This window comes from Streptacidiphilus anmyonensis, from assembly GCF_000787855.1.
GTDB lineage: Bacteria > Actinomycetota > Actinomycetes > Streptomycetales > Streptomycetaceae > Streptacidiphilus > Streptacidiphilus anmyonensis.
On sequence record NZ_BBPQ01000002.1, the window covers coordinates 434,058 to 450,322 of the forward strand.

Annotated in this window: 14 protein-coding genes; 4 read left to right on the forward strand and 10 right to left on the reverse strand. The window is 73.4% G+C overall.

Features of this window, described 5'->3' with window-relative positions:
- Positions 1–58 precede the first annotated feature (58 nt).
- The 3 genes from TR50_RS04510 to TR50_RS04520 all read right to left on the reverse strand — a co-directional run bounded on the left by TR50_RS04510 (position 59) and on the right by TR50_RS04520 (position 4,591).
- Positions 59–733 (reverse strand): response regulator transcription factor, encoded by a 675-nt coding sequence (locus tag TR50_RS04510; protein ID WP_042414234.1) that lies wholly within the window; start codon positions 731–733, stop codon positions 59–61.
- Complete coding sequence (locus TR50_RS04515; RefSeq protein WP_236654277.1) at positions 724–2,382, reverse strand: sensor histidine kinase; 1,659 nt, start codon at positions 2,380–2,382, stop codon at positions 724–726. The genes TR50_RS04510 and TR50_RS04515 overlap by 10 nt, the downstream gene beginning before the upstream one ends.
- A gap of 361 nt (positions 2,383–2,743) precedes the next feature.
- Entirely contained in the window at positions 2,744–4,591 is a 1,848-nt protein-coding gene (locus tag TR50_RS04520) for an IucA/IucC family protein (protein ID WP_162837949.1), read from the reverse strand.
- A gap of 135 nt (positions 4,592–4,726) precedes the next feature.
- On the opposite strand from TR50_RS04520, the gene TR50_RS48420 reads away from it, so the two are divergent.
- The 3 genes from TR50_RS48420 (at position 4,727) to TR50_RS04530 (ending at position 7,522) form a co-directional block, all read left to right on the forward strand.
- A complete protein-coding gene (locus TR50_RS48420; RefSeq protein ID WP_052440698.1) occupies positions 4,727–5,215 on the forward strand; it encodes a hypothetical protein in 489 nt (162 codons plus the stop codon).
- A gap of 86 nt (positions 5,216–5,301) precedes the next feature.
- Entirely contained in the window at positions 5,302–6,459 is a 1,158-nt protein-coding gene (locus TR50_RS43915) for an IucA/IucC family protein (RefSeq protein WP_269084781.1), read from the forward strand.
- Between the two features lie 139 nt (positions 6,460–6,598).
- Positions 6,599–7,522, forward strand: coding sequence for a ferredoxin family protein (locus TR50_RS04530; protein ID WP_042414236.1), 924 nt, complete (start codon positions 6,599–6,601; stop codon positions 7,520–7,522).
- Positions 7,523–7,621: 99 nt separating this feature from the next.
- Here the strand turns inward: TR50_RS04530 and TR50_RS04535 are convergent, their stop codons facing one another.
- Both TR50_RS04535 and TR50_RS04540 read right to left on the reverse strand, forming a co-directional pair.
- Positions 7,622–8,437 (reverse strand): alpha/beta fold hydrolase, encoded by an 816-nt coding sequence (locus TR50_RS04535; RefSeq protein ID WP_042414238.1) that lies wholly within the window; start codon positions 8,435–8,437, stop codon positions 7,622–7,624.
- A gap of 150 nt (positions 8,438–8,587) precedes the next feature.
- The gene (locus TR50_RS04540; RefSeq protein ID WP_042414242.1) at positions 8,588–9,253 is read right to left on the reverse strand and encodes a DUF4097 family beta strand repeat-containing protein; all 666 of its coding nucleotides are present in this window, start codon (positions 9,251–9,253) and stop codon (positions 8,588–8,590) included.
- 247 nt (positions 9,254–9,500) lie between these two features.
- Between TR50_RS04540 and TR50_RS50320 the strand changes: the two genes are divergently transcribed.
- The gene (locus TR50_RS50320; protein ID WP_084699724.1) at positions 9,501–10,340 is read left to right on the forward strand and encodes a GbsR/MarR family transcriptional regulator; all 840 of its coding nucleotides are present in this window, start codon (positions 9,501–9,503) and stop codon (positions 10,338–10,340) included.
- Here TR50_RS50320 and TR50_RS04550 read toward each other — a convergent pair.
- From TR50_RS04550 to TR50_RS04570, 5 genes are all read right to left on the reverse strand, one after another.
- Complete coding sequence (locus TR50_RS04550; RefSeq protein WP_042414245.1) at positions 10,325–11,029, reverse strand: response regulator; 705 nt, start codon at positions 11,027–11,029, stop codon at positions 10,325–10,327. The genes TR50_RS50320 and TR50_RS04550 overlap by 16 nt on opposite strands.
- Entirely contained in the window at positions 11,026–12,819 is a 1,794-nt protein-coding gene (locus TR50_RS04555) for an ATP-binding protein (protein ID WP_063774989.1), read from the reverse strand. The genes TR50_RS04550 and TR50_RS04555 overlap by 4 nt, the downstream gene beginning before the upstream one ends.
- 352 nt (positions 12,820–13,171) lie before the next feature.
- Positions 13,172–14,731 carry a monocarboxylic acid transporter gene (locus TR50_RS04560; RefSeq protein ID WP_042414248.1) on the reverse strand — a complete coding sequence of 520 codons (1,560 nt, stop codon included), beginning with the start codon at positions 14,729–14,731 and terminating at the stop codon, positions 13,172–13,174.
- 43 nt (positions 14,732–14,774) lie between these two features.
- Positions 14,775–15,401 (reverse strand): DUF485 domain-containing protein, encoded by a 627-nt coding sequence (locus TR50_RS50325; protein ID WP_052440703.1) that lies wholly within the window; start codon positions 15,399–15,401, stop codon positions 14,775–14,777.
- Between the two features lie 51 nt (positions 15,402–15,452).
- Positions 15,453–16,253 carry a response regulator gene (locus TR50_RS04570; protein WP_042414252.1) on the reverse strand — a complete coding sequence of 267 codons (801 nt, stop codon included), beginning with the start codon at positions 16,251–16,253 and terminating at the stop codon, positions 15,453–15,455.
- Positions 16,254–16,265: the final 12 nt, after the last annotated feature.

Below are 16,265 nucleotides of genomic sequence, written 5' to 3' on the forward strand. Positions count from 1 at the left end.
GCCGCCCTCACGCGTCCCTCGGCCCTGCCTCGTGCCTCCCTCAGCCCTGCTTCGTGTCTCAGCCCTGCTTCGGCGTCGCCATCAGGTAGGCCAGCACCGCCAGCACCCGACGGTTGTCGTCGTCGGAGGGCGCGAGCTCCAGCTTGGTGAAGATGCTGGTGCTGTGCTTGGAGACCGCCTTCTCGCTGACGAACAGCCGGCTCGCGATGGCGCTGTTGGACCGCCCCTCGGCCATCAGCTCCAGCACCTGGCGCTCGCGTTCGGAGAGGCGGGCGAGCGGTTCGCTGCGGCTGCGCCGCACCAGCAGCTTCGTCACCACCTGCGGGTCCATCACCGTGCCGCCCGCCGCGACCGCGCGGATGGCGTCGACGAACTGATCGTCGCTGAACACCCGGTCCTTGAGCAGATAGCCGACCCCGCCCGCCTGGTCGGCGAGCAACTCCTGCGCGTACACCGGCTCGACGTACTGCGACAGCAGCAGGATCGGCAGGCCGGGGAGCTGCTCACGAGCCGCGAGCGCCGCGCGCAGCCCGTCGTCGGTGTTGGTCGGCGGCAGTCGGATGTCCACGACCGCGAGGTCCGGCCGGTGCTCCAGCAGCGCGGCGAGCAGGCCCGGCGCACTGTCGGTGGCCGCCGCGACGTCGAACCCGCGTGCCTTGAGGAGCCGGACGAGGCCCTCGCGCAACAGGTAGAGATCCTCCGCGACGACCAACCGGACAGGTCCTACGGGCACGGCACCTCCATCACCACGATCGTCGGTCCCCCGGGCGGGCTGCTGACCGCCAGAATCCCATCGAAGGCCGCCAGCCGCCGCTCCACACCGGCCAGCCCGCTGCCGGCCGCCGGATCCGCGCCGCCCACACCGTCGTCGGTCACCTCGACGCGCAGCATCCCGTCCGTGACGGCCGTCCGGATCCGCACGGCGCGGGCGTCCGCGTGCCGGACGGCGTTGGTCACCACCTCGGCGACCGCGAAGTAGACCGCCGACTCCACCGGCGCGTCCAGCCGTCCGCCCGGCAGGTCGATCTCCGTCGCGCAGGGCAGCGGCAGGTCCATGGCCAGCGCCCGGATCGCCTCGCCCAGACCGCGGTCGGCCAGCACCGGCGGACAGATCCCCCGGACCAGGCCGCGCAACTCCTCCAGGGCGGCGGCGGAGGCCTGACGTGCCTCCGCGATCAGCGCAGTGGCTTCCTGCGGGCTGCTCGCCACCATGTCCTCGGCGGCCCGCAGGTTGATCCCGATCGCCACCAGCCGCCCCTGCGCGCCGTCGTGCAGGTCGCGTTCGATCCGACGCAGCTCCGCCGCCGCCGAGCTGACGGCCTCCGCCCGGGTCGTGGTCAGCTCCCGCACCCGCTCGGTCAGCGCCGGGTCGGGTTCCCGACCCCAGAGCCGCCGCGCGTCCGGCAGCACCGTGCGGGGCAGCAGCCAGAGCCCGAGGGCGAGCAGCAGCGCGCCCTGGATCCCGCCCAGCACCGCCGCGTTGTGGCCGAACCCGTCCGGCACCACCGGCGCCGGCCCGCGCGGCTCCCCGAACGTCCCCACCACGACCAGCGTCCGCCCGAACGCACCCTGCACGGTGCCGTACGCCCCGATCCCCACCAGGCCGAGAGCCGCCGCGTCGGCCGCGGTCCTCGGCCGCCGCACCACGACGACCCCTGCCCCGACCAGTGCGACGACACCGACGACAAGGCCGGCCACGGAGAGCAGGACCCCCGTCCCGGGCTGCGCGGGCACCCACAGATCGAGGCCCAGCACGTCGCCCGTCGTCGCGACGACGCCCGGCAACAGCAGCGACCAGGGCACGGCCCGCACCGCCTCCGCCTCCGCCAGCCGTCGCAGCCCCGCCCACGCCCCGAGGGCGAGCACCAGGCCGACGACGCCGCCGACGAGGTGGTCCCCCAGCGGCCTGCCGTGCGGCGTCTGGAACGGATTGACGCCGATCAGCAGTTCGGCGGTCACCACCGCGATCGTCGGCAGGACCCAACGGTGACGGCTCCAGGGGGGCGTGAGCGGCGGCAGCGCGGTGAACAGCGATCCCGTCAGCAGCAGTCCCGTCAGCAGCAGCCCCGTGAGCAGCAGCATCGACCCGAGCAGGCCGGACGGGGCCAAGCCCGCCACGGTGACCACCGTGCCGGAACCCCCGCCGCTGTGCAGGTCCACCAGCAGCGCCTGGACGGCCGCGTACGCCCCCGTCCCGACCAGCACGGGCGCCACGGGCCACCCGATCCGCCCGACAGCCCGCCCGAACCGCTCCGCGCGCGCCGAACGCTCACCGCGGTCCCTGGTCCCCTGCGCCCGGACGGCCACCCCGCCGCAGACCGCGGTCAACGCCACGACCACGAACAGCACCCAGGGCTCCCGGTCCACCAGCACCGGCGGCATCACCACCACCCCCTCTCGACTCCCGGACCGCCCGCCGCGGCCCCCACACCGACCATGCTGCGGCGGACGCCCCCCGGGCGCGATGGACCGGAACCTACAGCTCAGGTAGGCAAACCCCTACCCCCGAACCCCGGCTCCGGGCTCGCTCGCACCGGCCGAGAGAGGCACAGCCGAGTCGCCCGGGACCGGCAGGAGGCTGTGCGGCGTGCAGACCAGGTACTCGTGCTCGGCCTCCGTCCCGGACCCGGCCGCCCGTAACGTCGATGCGCTGGCGGGCGCGGCGTCCGGCGCGGACTCCAGCCGCGGCAGCAGGCCGCGGCGGCAGGCCGCGGGTGCCGAACTCCCGCACCAGCGCCGCCACCTACCCCGCCAGGGGGTTGGGCAGTGGGGTGTAGGTCGAGTCGCCGCCGTCCGCGTCGAGCCAGCGCAGCAGCAGGTTGGTCTTGCCGGGGATGTGGGGGACGGAGAGCAGGTCGCCGTGGTCCGCCAGGAGGCGGCGGGCGGCCGGCCACAGCTCCGCGGCGAGCGCGGGGTGGCGTTCGGTGATCGCGCCGGCGATCTCCCACAGGTTGTTGACGACCAGGCAGTACAGCAGCCGGTCACGGCCCTTGGCCGGGCTGACGCCCGGTGTGGGGACGTCCGGTCCGAAGCGTGCGAGCAGGGCCTCGTGGCGGTCGGTGGTGAGCTTCACGCCCTCGTGGTCGCGGAAGAGGACCTGGCCCGGCAGGCCGTCGCCGTCCACGGCGACCAGCACGTTCTGCAGGTGGCACTCCAGCACCACGCCGTGGTCCCGCAGCGCCTCCAGCGCGGGCGGCGCCAGGAGTTCGACGTAACGCCGCCACCAGGCGAAGGCCTGATCATCCGTCAGGCCGTCCAACGGGCTGCCCGCGAAGCCCTCGCTCAGACCCGCCGCCAGCAGCGGCGTCAGTCCCGGGCGCACGCGGTGCGCGAAGCCCTCGCGCTGCAGCACCGCGTACGCCTCCCAGCACTCCCCACCGTGTCCGGCCAGCGTGCGGTAGCCCTGGTCGGACAGCAGGTGGGCGGCGGTCGGCAGCGCCGCGAGCACCTCGTCGAGCGGCTGAAGCCAGCGCAGATCACGCAGCCACAGGCGGCGGATGTCATTGGTGATCCGCACCTCCAGGCTGAACTTGAGCGAGAGGTCCGCGTCCGGCAGGTAGACGGTGCGCAGTGAGGACGTCGCGAACGCGAGCTCCTCGGTGCGGCCGAGGATCCGCAACCGGCCGTCGGCGAACGCGGTCAGCGCGTCCGGCGCGAGGGTCGGGTGCGAGCGCAGCAACGCCAGCTGCCACGGGTGCGCGGGCAGCACGCGGTATCCGGGCGGCGCGGCGTCGCCCCACAGGGCGTCGATCGCCCCGGTCGCGCCCTCCCCGCCGAGCAGGTCCTCGCGCACGCCGAGCAGTGTGAGCGGGTAGCGGGCCCCGGCCTCCGCCGCGTACGGCAGCCAGCTCTCCGGCACGCCGCCGCCGCGCGTCTTCGGCGCCGGGTGGTACCGGTGCCCGGCGAGCAGCGCCTGTTCGGAGCGCAGGTACAGGTCCTCGACGGGCTTCTCGTCCCGCACCGCGGCGGCCGCGCGCGCGGCGAGCAACGCGGCGACGACGTCGCGGCTGTCGCGGATCTCCGCCCCGAGTGTCGCGTTGTCCACGCCCGTACGGGCCCGCAGCTCCTCCTCGACCAGGGCCACCAGCGCGTCGAATCCGCCGATCGCCACCCCGTCGACGGCCACCGGCGGCCCGGGCCACCGGCCCGCACCCACGGTCAGGGTCCGCCCCGTCCCGCCGAGCCGACGCCCCGGCGCACCGCCGGCCGGCGGCTCGGTCAGCTCCCGCAGCAGGCAGTTGAGCAGCGCCGTCCCCGCTTCCGCCTCCCCCGGCCCCCAGCCGCTCCACACCTGGCCCGCGCCGCCCGAAGTGCCTGAGCCGCCCGAGCCGTGCTCGGCGCGTTGTCCGACTCCGCCGCGCCGCCCGGCCGCGCCGCGCCGCCCGGCTTCGGCACACGGTCCGGCCTCGGCATGCGGTCCAGCCGCGCCGGGCTGCCCCGAGTCGCCGCGCTGCCCGGTCTCGGCACGCTGTCCGGTGTCGCCAAGCCGCCCGTTCTCGCCGCGCCGTCCGGCCTCCGACGCAGGATCGGCCGCGCCGCCGCTCGGCGCCCCGCCGTTCCCCGTGCGGTCGTACGCCGCCCCGCCGTGCATAACTGCCTCCGCACCCCGTCGGTCCCGCTGTGGCGGGCCGCTCCGATCGCCGCAGCGGACCGTTCGTCCACCGCGAATCCGACAGATGATGATCTGCCCAGACGCATCCTTCCCAATTCGGGGTACCTCACCTTCATGCGCGCCACGGACCACCTGCAGCCGCCCGCACTCCGCCACGCCGAGTCGGCCTTCGCCGCCGAGCTCCACTCTGTGCGGCCGGACCTCGACGCCGCGTTCGCCGCCGCCCTGCCCGGCGCCCGCGCGGCGGTACTGGCTCGGCTGTGGCGGGCGCTGCAGATCGAGCCGCTGCCGCTCGCGCCCGGCGTACGCCGAAGCCTGAACGGTCCCGAGCGGCGCTTCTACGACGTCGACGCGCCGGTCGCGGGCTACACGGTCAACCTCGACGGCGCCGCGTACACCCACCCGGGCGCGCTGCTGGAGGCCCTGTCACTGCCGGGCGCCGGAACCCTGCTCGCGGAGATCGAGCACAGCGTGGTCTCCCTCGCACTCTCCCGTGCCGGAACCTGCGCGCTGCCGACGGATCATCCAGCGGACGCGTCCGGCCCGCTGCGCACAGCCGGTTCGCTAGGCGCAGCCGGTTCGCTGGCGCAGCCGGTTCGCTAGGCGCAGCCGGTTCGCTAGGCGCAGCCGGTTCGCTAGGCGCAGCCGGTTCGCTAGGCGCAGCCGGTTCGCTAGGCGCAGCCGGTTCGCTGGAGGCGGCCGAGCGGTCGATCGTCGACGGGCACCCCTACCACCCGTGCTGCCGCAGCCGTCCCGGCTTCACCGTCGCCGACCAGCTCGCCTTCGCCCCCGAACACGGCGCTGACGTCGCGCTGGAACTACTCGCGCTGCCGGCGCGGCGGGCGCTCGCCGTCGGCGCCTGGCCCGCTTCGCTGCGCGACGACCGAGGCGGGACGCTGCTGCCCGTCCATCCCTGGCAGGCTAGGGAGGTGCTGCCGGGCCTCGGCTTCACGCCCACCGGCCGCACGCTCTCCGCCGCGCCGCTGATGTCCGTCCGCACCCTGGCCCCGCTGGACGGCGGCCCCCATCTGAAGACCTCGCTCTCCCTGCGCATGACCTCGGCCGTCCGGGACATCTCCGGCGGCTCGGTGCGCAACGCGCCCGCGATCTCCGCCCTGCTGGAGCACGTGGTCGCGCCCCTGGACGGCTCCCTGCGGATCACCCGCAACCTGGCGGCGGCCGCCGCCCTGGTCGACGGCGAGCCCTGCGCCGACCTCGCGGCGATCGTCCGTGAGTCCCCGGCGGCCGGCCTGCGGCCCGGCGAGCGCGTCGTTCCCCTGGCCGCCCTGGCCGCCCATCCGCTGAAGACGGAGGATCCGGCCGCCTGGCTCGGCGTCTTCGCGCGGCTCACCTGGCCGCCGTTGCTGACGCTCTGGGACGGCGGCGTCGCGCTGGAGGCGCACGGGCAGAACCTGCTGCTCGTGCTGGACCTCGGCGACCGCCCGGTCCGGCTGGTGTACCGGGACCTGAACGACGTCCGGGTCAGCCCGGAGCGTCTGGCCCGTCGCGCCCGGCTCGGCGGCCCCACGCCGAACGCGCCCGTCACCGGGCACGTCATCAGCGACGACCCGGTGGTGCTGCGCCGCAAGCTGCTCGGATCACTGGTCGGCAGCGCCTTCGGCGGCCTGGTCTCCGGATTCGGCGGAGGCGACCGCCAGGTCGAGGACCGCCTGTGGCGGGTGATCGCCGCCGAGGCGCGACGCGCGGCGGCCGAACTGCTGCACGACCCCGCGGACCGCCGCGCGCTGCTCGAAGAGCCGCTGCCGGTCAAGGCACTGACCCTGATGCGGCTGGACGGCCGACCGGCCGGGGACGAGTGGACGGAGGTGCCGAACCCGCTCGCCTGATCCCGGCTCGGTCCCGGCCTGATCCTGGCCGCCCTGGGTCCGGTACAGGGCCGGTCCGGTACGGGCCGGCTCTGAGGCGGCTCTCAGTGGGTGCCGCTCGGCTGGACAGTGGTGATGTTGGTAAGGCTAACCTTGCCTGGTGAGCATCTGTGCGAGAGTGTCGGAGGAGCTGGCCGAACCGCTGGCCGGCAGTGCACCGCGGGCCGCCGCCTGGCTGCTGATCGAGCAGTCCGGCCCGTGGGGGCCGCGCGCGCTCACCGAGAGCCACTTCCACCCCGAGCTCGGGCGCGAACTGCAGGAGCTCACCCGCGGCACAGGTGTCGAGATCGCGTTGATCCGCCGCCCCGGCAAGCACGCCGACCGCCCGCCGACCGGTGAGCGCGCCGTCTACCTCGCCCACACCGCCCCGGGCCGCAGCTGGGTCCGCACCGCCCACCTCGCCGACCCGCACGCGCTGCGCGACCTCGACTTCGCCGCGATCGGCGCGGGCGAGCACGGCGGCTTCGGGACCCCCTACGCAGGGGACCCGCTCGCCCTCGTCTGCACCAACGGCCGCCGCGACCGCTGCTGCGCCCTGCTCGGCCGCCCGCTCGCGAGCGAACTCGCCGCGGCCGGCCACGCCCAGGTCTGGGAGGTCACCCACCTCGGCGGCCACCGCTTCGCCCCGACCATGCTGGTCCTTCCCTACGGCTTCACCTACGGCCGGCTGACCCCGCCCGACGCCAAGGAGGTCCTGGAGGCGACCCACCACGGCCGCGTCGTCGCGGAGTTCTGCCGCGGCCGTTCCTTCTGGGACCGCCCCGGCCAGGCCGCGGAACTGGCGGTCCGCCAGAACTACGCGGTCGACGGGGCCGAGGCGCTGACGGTCACCCAGACCCCGGACCCCGTCACCGCGGACACCTGGTCCGTCCAGGTCCGCCACACCGACGGCCGGGCCTGGCAGGCCGAGGTCCGCCGCTCCGCCGCCTCCCCGGCCCGCCCGGAGAGCTGCCTGAAGGCGCCCACCACCCCCGACCGCTACGACGTGGTCTCCCTCGGCCCCCTGGCCGCGACCGCCACCTGATCGCGTCGCGACCGTCGCCACGTGCGCACGCGCCCACGTGTCACGTGCCCGCGTGCCCACGCGCGGGGGTCTGGGTCTGCGGGTCGTCGGCTACTGCCTTCAACGCCCGCCGCCGTCGGAGGCGGCGACCTCGCGAACGGCCTCGCTCACGGCGCCGAAGTCCTTCTTCAGGATCGCGCCGTGGTTGGACGCGACCTTCGTGCTGCGGATGTTCGGGTTGCGGGCGGTCACCGTGGCAAGGCTGGTGCGGATCTGCTCCTGCTCGTCCCCATGGCTCCCGAAGGACGCACCCGAGGCGACCACGTAGCGCACCGGCACAGTGATGTCGTCGAGCACGGGGCCGAGTTCGCTCTCGCGGGAGAGCCTGCCGAGCTCGATGTTGCTCATCGCCTGCTGCTCGGCGGTCATCCGCGGCGTGATCCCCGTCGGGCGCAGCAGCGGGGTGAACCAGCCCATACGGCGGAAGAGCTTGCGAATCCGCAGCTCCATGGCCTCGTCGAGCCAGTCGTAGGGGTAGGCGCCGTCGACCAGGACCGCGCCCAGAGCGCGCTCGGGGTTCCGCCGGGCCCAGTGGGCGGCGACCAGCGCGCCGTAGGACCAGCCCACCACCACCGCCCGGTCCACACCCCGGGCGGCGAGGACGGCGTCGACGTCGCGGACGGCGGCCTCGAAGGAGTAGTCCTTCGAGCGCTGCGACTTCCGGCCACGGGCCCGCTCGTCGTAGGTGATGTGCCGCCACCCTGAGCCCAGTTCGGTGATGACGCGCCGCCAGTACCCCTGCGTGGCGAACTGGCCGTTCAGGTAGACCACCGGGATGCCGGGGCCGCCGGTGTCGGTGACGGCCAGGGCCGTGTCCTCGACCGGCACCATGCCGGTCCACGTCGCGTCGGTCGAGGGCGTGCTGTTGTTCGTCATGTGGTCCCCCAGGTCGTGTTGGTCGCGTTCGTCGTGCTGGTCGAGCGGGGTCGTGCTGGGGTGGTGCGGGGTGGCGCTGGGCTCCGGAGGGCCGGCCGGGTCGTCGGCGACGTGCCGTGGACCCGGCCGGACGGGCCCGGTTCCGCTCTGTCAGAGGCTGCGGGCGGTGATGTCGCCGTGGCCGGTGGTGGCGCGGATGTCGAGTGCGGTGGTGCCGTCGTTCTTGAGGGAGTTGCTGACGCGCCCGTGGCCGGTGCCGGCGTCCAGGGAGGCCGAGACGCCGGCGGCGGCTCCGACCGAGATGTCGCCCATCTGGGTGTGGAGCACGACCGCGCCGCCCGCCGCCTCGCCGATCTTGATGCTGCCCCGGGCGGTGCTGATCTGCGCCGGGCCGCCGAGGCGGCCGACCTCGACGTCGCCGTCGACCGCGGTGAGGCGGACGCCGGCGGCCTCGTCGATCTTGATCTGTCGGTACGCGCCCTCGAAGACGATGTCGCCGAGGCGACCGACCCCGCGGAGCTCGCAGGAGGCGGTGCGGGCCTCGAGGCTGGAGCCGGCGGGCACCTGCACGGTGACCTCCACCGCCCCGGTCGGACCGAAGTACTGGTTCTTCGGCTCGGCGGCCCGGATCCGCAGGACGCCGTCGGCGAACTCGACGACGGTCTGTTCGGCCGCCTTCACGTCACGGCCCTTCGCGGCGTCGAAGGCGCGGACCTCGACGGTGGTGTCGGCCCGGTCGGCTGCGATGACCTGGATGCGCCCGGCGGCGATCTCGACGACGGCGGAGACCGGGGCGAGGGTGGCGAACTTCTGCATCGTTCTCTCCTGTGATGTGCGCTCGTCGTTTCTGACATTGAGAACGCTACGTTGCGTTCATGGATTTGGCAACAAGCTTGTTGCATCTAACCAGCATCGATGCAGGTCATACCTCATATTTCGTTGCAGCGAGTATAGATTTAACGCAATGAGCATGGCGACGATCGTTGCACTGAGGTGAGCGTGAACGCTATGCTGACGAGCGGCAGGGAAGCACGGAGAAGAACCACGGGAATAGGAGACCGCGTTGTCGGGAGGCAGACTCACCCAGCAGGAACGCCAGCAGATCGCGCTGGGCCTGGCCGACGACCTCGCCTACGCGGAGATCGCGCGACGCCTCGACCGCCCCACCTCGACCATCACGCGCGAGGTGGACCGCAACGGCGGCCCCAACGCCTACCGCGCCGACCTGGCCCACCGCGCCACCGAACAGCGCGCCCGCCGACGCAAGCCCGCCACGCCCCGCCCGCCGGAGGCGCGGGGACACGGACGCGACGACGAGGCCGTACGCGAGTACGAGGAGACGTTCACCACCCTGCTGATGCACCAGGGCCTGCCGAGGATGACGGCGCGAGTGCTGACCTGCCTGCTCATCGCGGACACCGGCAGCCTGACCGCGTCCGAGCTCGCCCGCCACCTCCAGGTCAGCCCGGCTTCCGTCTCCAAGGCGATCACGTTCCTCGAAGAGCAGGGCCTCATCCGCCGCGAACGCGACGAACGCCGTCGCGAGCGCTACATCGTCGACGAGGACGTCTGGTACCAGTCGACCATCGCGGGCGCCCACGGCATCGCCCAAGTCGCCCAGACCGCACGGCAGGGCGTCGCCGTCCTCGGCCGCGACACCCCGGCCGCCGCCCGGCTGGAGAACATCGCCCGCTTCAGCGACTTCATCAGCGAGACCATGCTCCGCGCAGCCGAGCAGGTCCGCGACATCCTTCACAGCAAGCCCGAAGCGGCGTCAGCCATCACCACCGGCGCTACCGGCGCTACCGGCACGACCGGAAGCACGGGCGCCGGCGGCACCATCGCGACTACCGGGACGGCTCCGGACGACGGGTCGGCGGCCGGCGGTCAGGCCGCCCGGTAGCGGTGCTCCGGTCGGCCGGTGGAGCCGTAGCGGAGTTCGAGGCGGGCCATGCCCTCGCGGACCAGGTAGGAGAGGTAGCGCTGCGCCGTCGCCCGGGAGACCCCCGTGAGTTCGGCGACCTCGGCGGCGGAGAGGTCACGCCGTGCGGCGCGGACGGCGTCGCGGACCAGGGCGAGCGTGGGCGCGGAGTGACCCTTGGGCGGGACCGCCGGGAGCGGCGCGGAGCGACCCGCGCTGAACAGGGCGTCGACGTCGGCCTGGTCGGTCTCCTCCGCGTCGACGAGCGCGTCCATCCGCTGCCGCAGCTCGGCGTAGGCGACCAGCCGTTGTTCGAACGCGGTGAAGCCGAAGGGTTTGACCAGGTAACCGATGGCGCCGAGTTGCATCGCCTCGCGCACCGAGTGCAGGTCGCGCGCGGCCGTGATCATGATGGCGTCGGGGCGGCCCGCCTGCGGGAGCGACGGGTCGGGCTGCCGCGCGGCGAGGCGGCGCAGCAGGTCGAGACCGGTGCCGTCGGGCAGGTAGACGTCGAGCAGGAGCAGCTCCGGCTGAAGCGTGCGGACGGCCTCCTCGGCCGCCGCGACGGTCGGCACCTGCCCGGCGACCTCGAAGCCGGGCACCTTGGCGACATACGCCGCATGGATGCCGCTCACCCGGAAGTCGTCGTCCACGACCAGGGTTCTGATCACCACCGCGTCCTTCCCGAGTCCAGTCCTGCCGTCGTGTCTCTTCCCGCGTTCGTGCGTGTCCCCCCGTGGGGGCGGCGCGTTCCCGCGGTCCCCACGCCCACCGCATCGGCCGCGTGCGGCCCGCGGGCCGGGGTCCCCGGCTCCGGTTCGAGCGCCGGGGGCGCGGAGACGAACACCGCCCCGAGCGGGGCCGGGTCGGCGTCGGGGAGCGGCAGACGGACGGTGAACACCGCCCCTGCCCCCTCGCTCACCATGATCTCCCCACCGTGCCGGGTGACCAGCCGGTGGACCATGGCCAGGCCGAGCCCGCGCCGGGCGGTGCCCCGGTCGGGTCGGGTCGACCAGCCGTCCTCGAAGATATGCGGACGTGCCTCGTCCGCGACTCCCGGCCCGTTGTCCGCGACGCGGACCGTGATCTCGTCCGCGGTCTCCAGGATCAGCAGCTCGACCTCGGGCGGTCCGCTCACCGTCGGGCCGGGGGCGGCAGCGGCGTCGACGGCGTTGTCGAGCAGGTTGCCGACGACGGTGAGCAGTCGCCGCAGATGGCCCGGCTCGGCGCCGAGCTTGGACGCCGGGTCCAGCGCGAGGCGCACGCCGCGCTCGGCGGCGACGGTGCACTTGGCCACGATCAGGCCCACCATCAGCGAGTTGGCGATCCGTTCACGGATCTCCGCCGCCTGCGTCCGGTCGGCGGAGGCCAGCTCGACCGCGTACTCAAGCGCCTGGTCCTGCTCGCCGAGCTCCAGCAGGCCGGCGAGGGTGTGCATCCGGTTCGCGAACTCGTGCTGCTGCGCGCGCAGCGCGTCGGTCAGGCCGCGCACCGAGTCGAGCTCGCGCAGCATGCCGACGATCTCGGTCCGGTCCCGGACGGTGACGACCGCGCCCAGGGCGCGCCCGTGGAGCACCACCGGCATGCGGTTGATCGCCAAGCAGTGGCTGTCGGTGAGGACGTGGATCTCGTCCGGCCCGAGCTCGCCCGCCAGGGCTCGTCGCAGGCGCCCCTCGGGCAGCAGGTCCTCCAGCCGGGAGCCCAGCGCGGTGCCGAGGCCGAGCAGGCGTCGGGCCTCGTCGTTGACCACGCTCACCCGGCCGCTCGGGTCGAAGGCGACCACGCCCTCGCGGATGCCGTGCAGCATCGCCTCGCGGTCCTGCAGCAGCCCGGCGATCTCCTCCAGCTCCAGCCCGAACGTGGTCCGCTTCAGCCGCCAGGCCAGCGCGTAGGAGGCGAGCACGCCGACGCCCAGCGCGATGCCGATGTAGAGGGCGAAGGCGGACATTTCACCGAGCAGGCTGTGGACCACGTCCCGCTCGTCGATGCCGACGGAGACCTCGCCGACGATCCGTCCCGAGGGGTCCCTCAGCGGGACGCGCGCGTTGGCCGACCGCCCGCGCGAGCCGTTGTCGATGAAGAAGTGATCGTTCCCGTCGAGGGCCACCACGGGCTCGGTGACCGTCTGACCGATCTCCCCCACGATCGGGTGGGAGTGCCGGACACCCCGACGGTCGATCACCACGACGTAGCGGGCCTTCGTGGCGTTCATGATCCTCGTCGCGGCGGTCTGGACCGGGCTGTGCGCGCCCTTGTCCGGGTCCCCGGCGCTCATGGCCGTCACGATCTGCGGGTCCGCCGCGGCGATCTGGGCGATGGAGAGCGCACGCTGCTCGTTGACGTGGTCGATCTGGGAGCGCTGGGCGAAGGCCAGCAGCACGAAGCCGATGACGCTGGTGACGGCGAGGATGGCGAGCTGGCTCACCAGGATCCGGCCGGAGAGCTTGCGACGCGAGAACAAGTCGGCCTCCGACCGGGGTGAACTGGGGCGAAAGCCCCGTTGCCACGCCCATGTCCCGGCGATTGTGCCTGGTGGGGCCGCCCTTGCCTACCCCTGTCACCGTGCGCAGAATGCGCAGAACCCTCGGTAACGCGAGAAATGCACAACTCCCACACTCCTGGGGCCGGTGGGAGCTACGCTGGAAGTCAGCCCCCGGGCGCGCCTCCCCCGTCGCGCCCGGGGGCCCCGTCGTTCCCGCTCGGAGCGCGGGGTGCGGGGCCCGTAGCCCGAGGCCCGAGGGCTGGGAACGCGGGCTCGGAGTCCGGATGGGCTCAAAGTCCCGGGCGTTTTGTCCTGGGGATCAGTCCTGGGATCAGACAGCGCCGGCACCGGTGAGCGCCCGGACCTCCAGTTCCGCGTAGGCATCGGCTTCCGCCCGATCGCGCGAGGTCACCGTGCCCAGCCAACCGGCCAGGAATCCGCACGGCACCGAGACCAGACCCGGGTTCTGCAAGGGGAACCAGTCGAAGTGCTCGGTGGGGAAGATCGCAGCCGCATTGCCCGAGACCACCGGCGAGAGCACCACCAGTACCAGCGCCGGGAGCAGCCCGCCCCAGATCGCCCAGGCCGCGCCGCGCGTGGTGAACCGCCGCCAGAACAGCGTGAACAGCAACGCCGGCAGATTGGCCGAGGCCGCGACCGCGAAGGCCAGCGCCACCAGCGTCGCCACGTTCAGCTTCTGCGCGTAGAGGCTCAGTCCTATCGCGAGACAGCCGATGACGACGGCCGCGATCCTGGCCACCGCCACCTCCTGCCGCTCGCTCGGCGGCTGCTTCTCCGGACGGTGGAACGCGTGCGCCCACAGGTCATGGGCGAAGGAGGCGGACGCGGCCATGGTCAGCCCGGCCACCACCGCGAGGATGGTGGCGAAGGCGACGGCCGAGGTCACACCGAAGAGCACCGTTCCGCCCAGCGAGTCGGCCAGTTGCGGGACGGCTGTGTTGCCCGCGCTGTTGGCCGCCTCGATCGCGGGCGCTCCGATGACGGCCGAGGCGCCGAGGCCGAGCACGATCGTCATCAGGTAGAACGCCCCGACCAGGCCGATCGCCCACATCACCGAGCGCCGCGCGGCTCGCGCGGTCGGGACGGTGTAGAAGCGGGAGAGGATGTGCGGCAGCCCCGCCGTGCCAAGCACCAACGCCAGGCCGAGGCTGACGAAGTCGAGTTGTTCGGTCAGCCCGTGCCCGAAGCGCAGGCCCGGCAGCAGGTAGGCCGCCCCGTGGCCGCTGCCCTGGGCGGCGGAGCGCATCAGCGAGCCGACGTCCCCATGGAAGCGGAGCAGCACCAGGACCGTCAGCAGAAGCGTTCCGCTCAGCAGGAGAACGCACTTGACGATCTGGATCCACGTGGTGGCCTTCATTCCGCCCACCGTCACATAGAAGACCATGAGCACGCCGACCCCGACGATCGACCCGGCCCGCGCACCCGAGGAGTGCAGGTCCAGCAGCAACGAGACCAGTGTTCCCGCGCCCACCATCTGCCCGAGGAGATAGAGCAGCGAGATCACGATCCCGGAGACCCCGGCGGCCACCCGGACCGGACGCTCGCGCCTGCGCATCGTCAGCACGTCGGCCAGCGTGTAGCGGCCGCAGTTGCGGACCAGCTCGGCGACCAGCATCAGCACCAGCAGCCAGGCCACCATGAAGCCGATGGTGTAGAGCAGCCCGTCGTAGCCGTACAGCGCGATCAGCCCGGTCACGCCGAGGAAGGACGCGGCCGACATGTAGTCGCCGCTGATGGCGAAACCGTTCTGCAGCGGGCTGAAGTCGCGCCCCGCGGCGTAGAAGTCCTCCGCGGCGCGGCTGCGCCGACCGGCCCAGAAGGTGATGCCCAGCGTCACCAGGACGACGAACACGAAAAGGCCAGCGGCCATGGTCAATCCTCCCTGGTGGGGCCTGCCGCGCTCCGCGGCGGCCTCACCGGAGTCGGTCCTGGGTCTCCCAGCGCAGGCCGAGCGCGGCGCGGTCCCGATGGGCGCGGGCGTGCCGGGCGTACAGCCAGGCGAGCAGGAAGGTGCTGGCGAACTGGAGCAGCCCCAGCAGCCATGCGGTGTTGAGCGGTCCCGCGATCGGACGCGCCATCAACTGCGGCGCGGAGACGGCCAGGACGACGTACAGCAGGTACCACAGCAGGAAGGCGGCGGTGGCGGGCAGCACGAACCGCCGGTACCGGGTGCGGATCTCCCGGAACTCCGGGCTCTCGTGGACGGCCCGGTAGATGACGGCCTGATCGGCAGCGGTGCGAGCGTCGGCGTCGGCGCGGGCGTCGGCGTGGGCGTCGGCAACTCCGGCCTCGGACCGCGCGATGCCGTCGCCCGACCGGGCGTCGACGCCCAGCTCCTCGGCGTGGCCGACCGGCTCCGCGCCCTCGCCCGCCTCCGCGTCCTCGCCTGGGGGCTCGCTCTCCCGCCGCTGTTCCTGTCTCTCCCGCGCCTCGGTGGGCGCCGACCACCAGTCGAAGGATTCTTCCCCCGGCGCCCTCGACGGCTCAGCCGTCGACAGTTGTTCGGCCGACGACTCGGCGGCCAGTTCTTGAGGACTCACGTCACAAGAATGGGGAGCCCAACCGACCCTTGTGGTCCGGTGTACGGACGTTCACCCCATCAGGTGATGGAGTCCGTGCTTGTACGCGTACCCGACCGCCTGGGCCCGATCGCGCACCCCCGTCTTGGCGAAGAGGTTGTTGATGTGGGTCTTCACCGTGGCGACGCTGACGAAGAGCCGCGCGGCGATCTCCTGGTTGGACAGCCCCGCCGCGATCAGGCCCAGCACCTCCGCCTCACGGGCCGTCAGGCCGTCGGGCAACGCCGCCGACGCCGGACCCGACGTACCGGGCGCGGGCCGTGACACGGGCTGAGACGTCGGCTGAGACGTGGGCTGAGACGTGGGCTGAGACGTGGGCTGCGATGCCGACTGTGCCACGGACTCTGATGTCGGCGGTGATGCCGGAGGCATCGGCGGCTCCCCCGCCGAAAGCCGCTCCAGCAGCCGGGCCTGCACCTGCGGCGACAGCCCGGCCGCGCCCGACCGCACGTCGCGGATCGCGCGGGCGATCTCCTCGCTGCCCGCGTCCTTGGTCAGATAGCCGCGGGCCCCCGCCTGGAGCGCCGGGAAGAGCGAGTCGTCGTCCGCGTAGGTGGTCAGCACGATCACCGCCGTGCCCGGGTGCTCGGCCCGGATCCGGCGGGTGGCCTCGACCCCGTCGACCCGCGGCATGCGCAGGTCCATCAGCACCACCTCCGGCGCGTGCCGGGCGACGAGGGCCACCGCCTCCTCGCCGTCCGCGGCCGCCGCGACCACCTCGATGCCCGGGAGCAGCCCCAGCAGCATGACGATTCCCTCACGCACGACCTGCTGGTCGTCCGCGACCACCACCCGCACCGGCTGATCGTTCATCTGACCCATCGT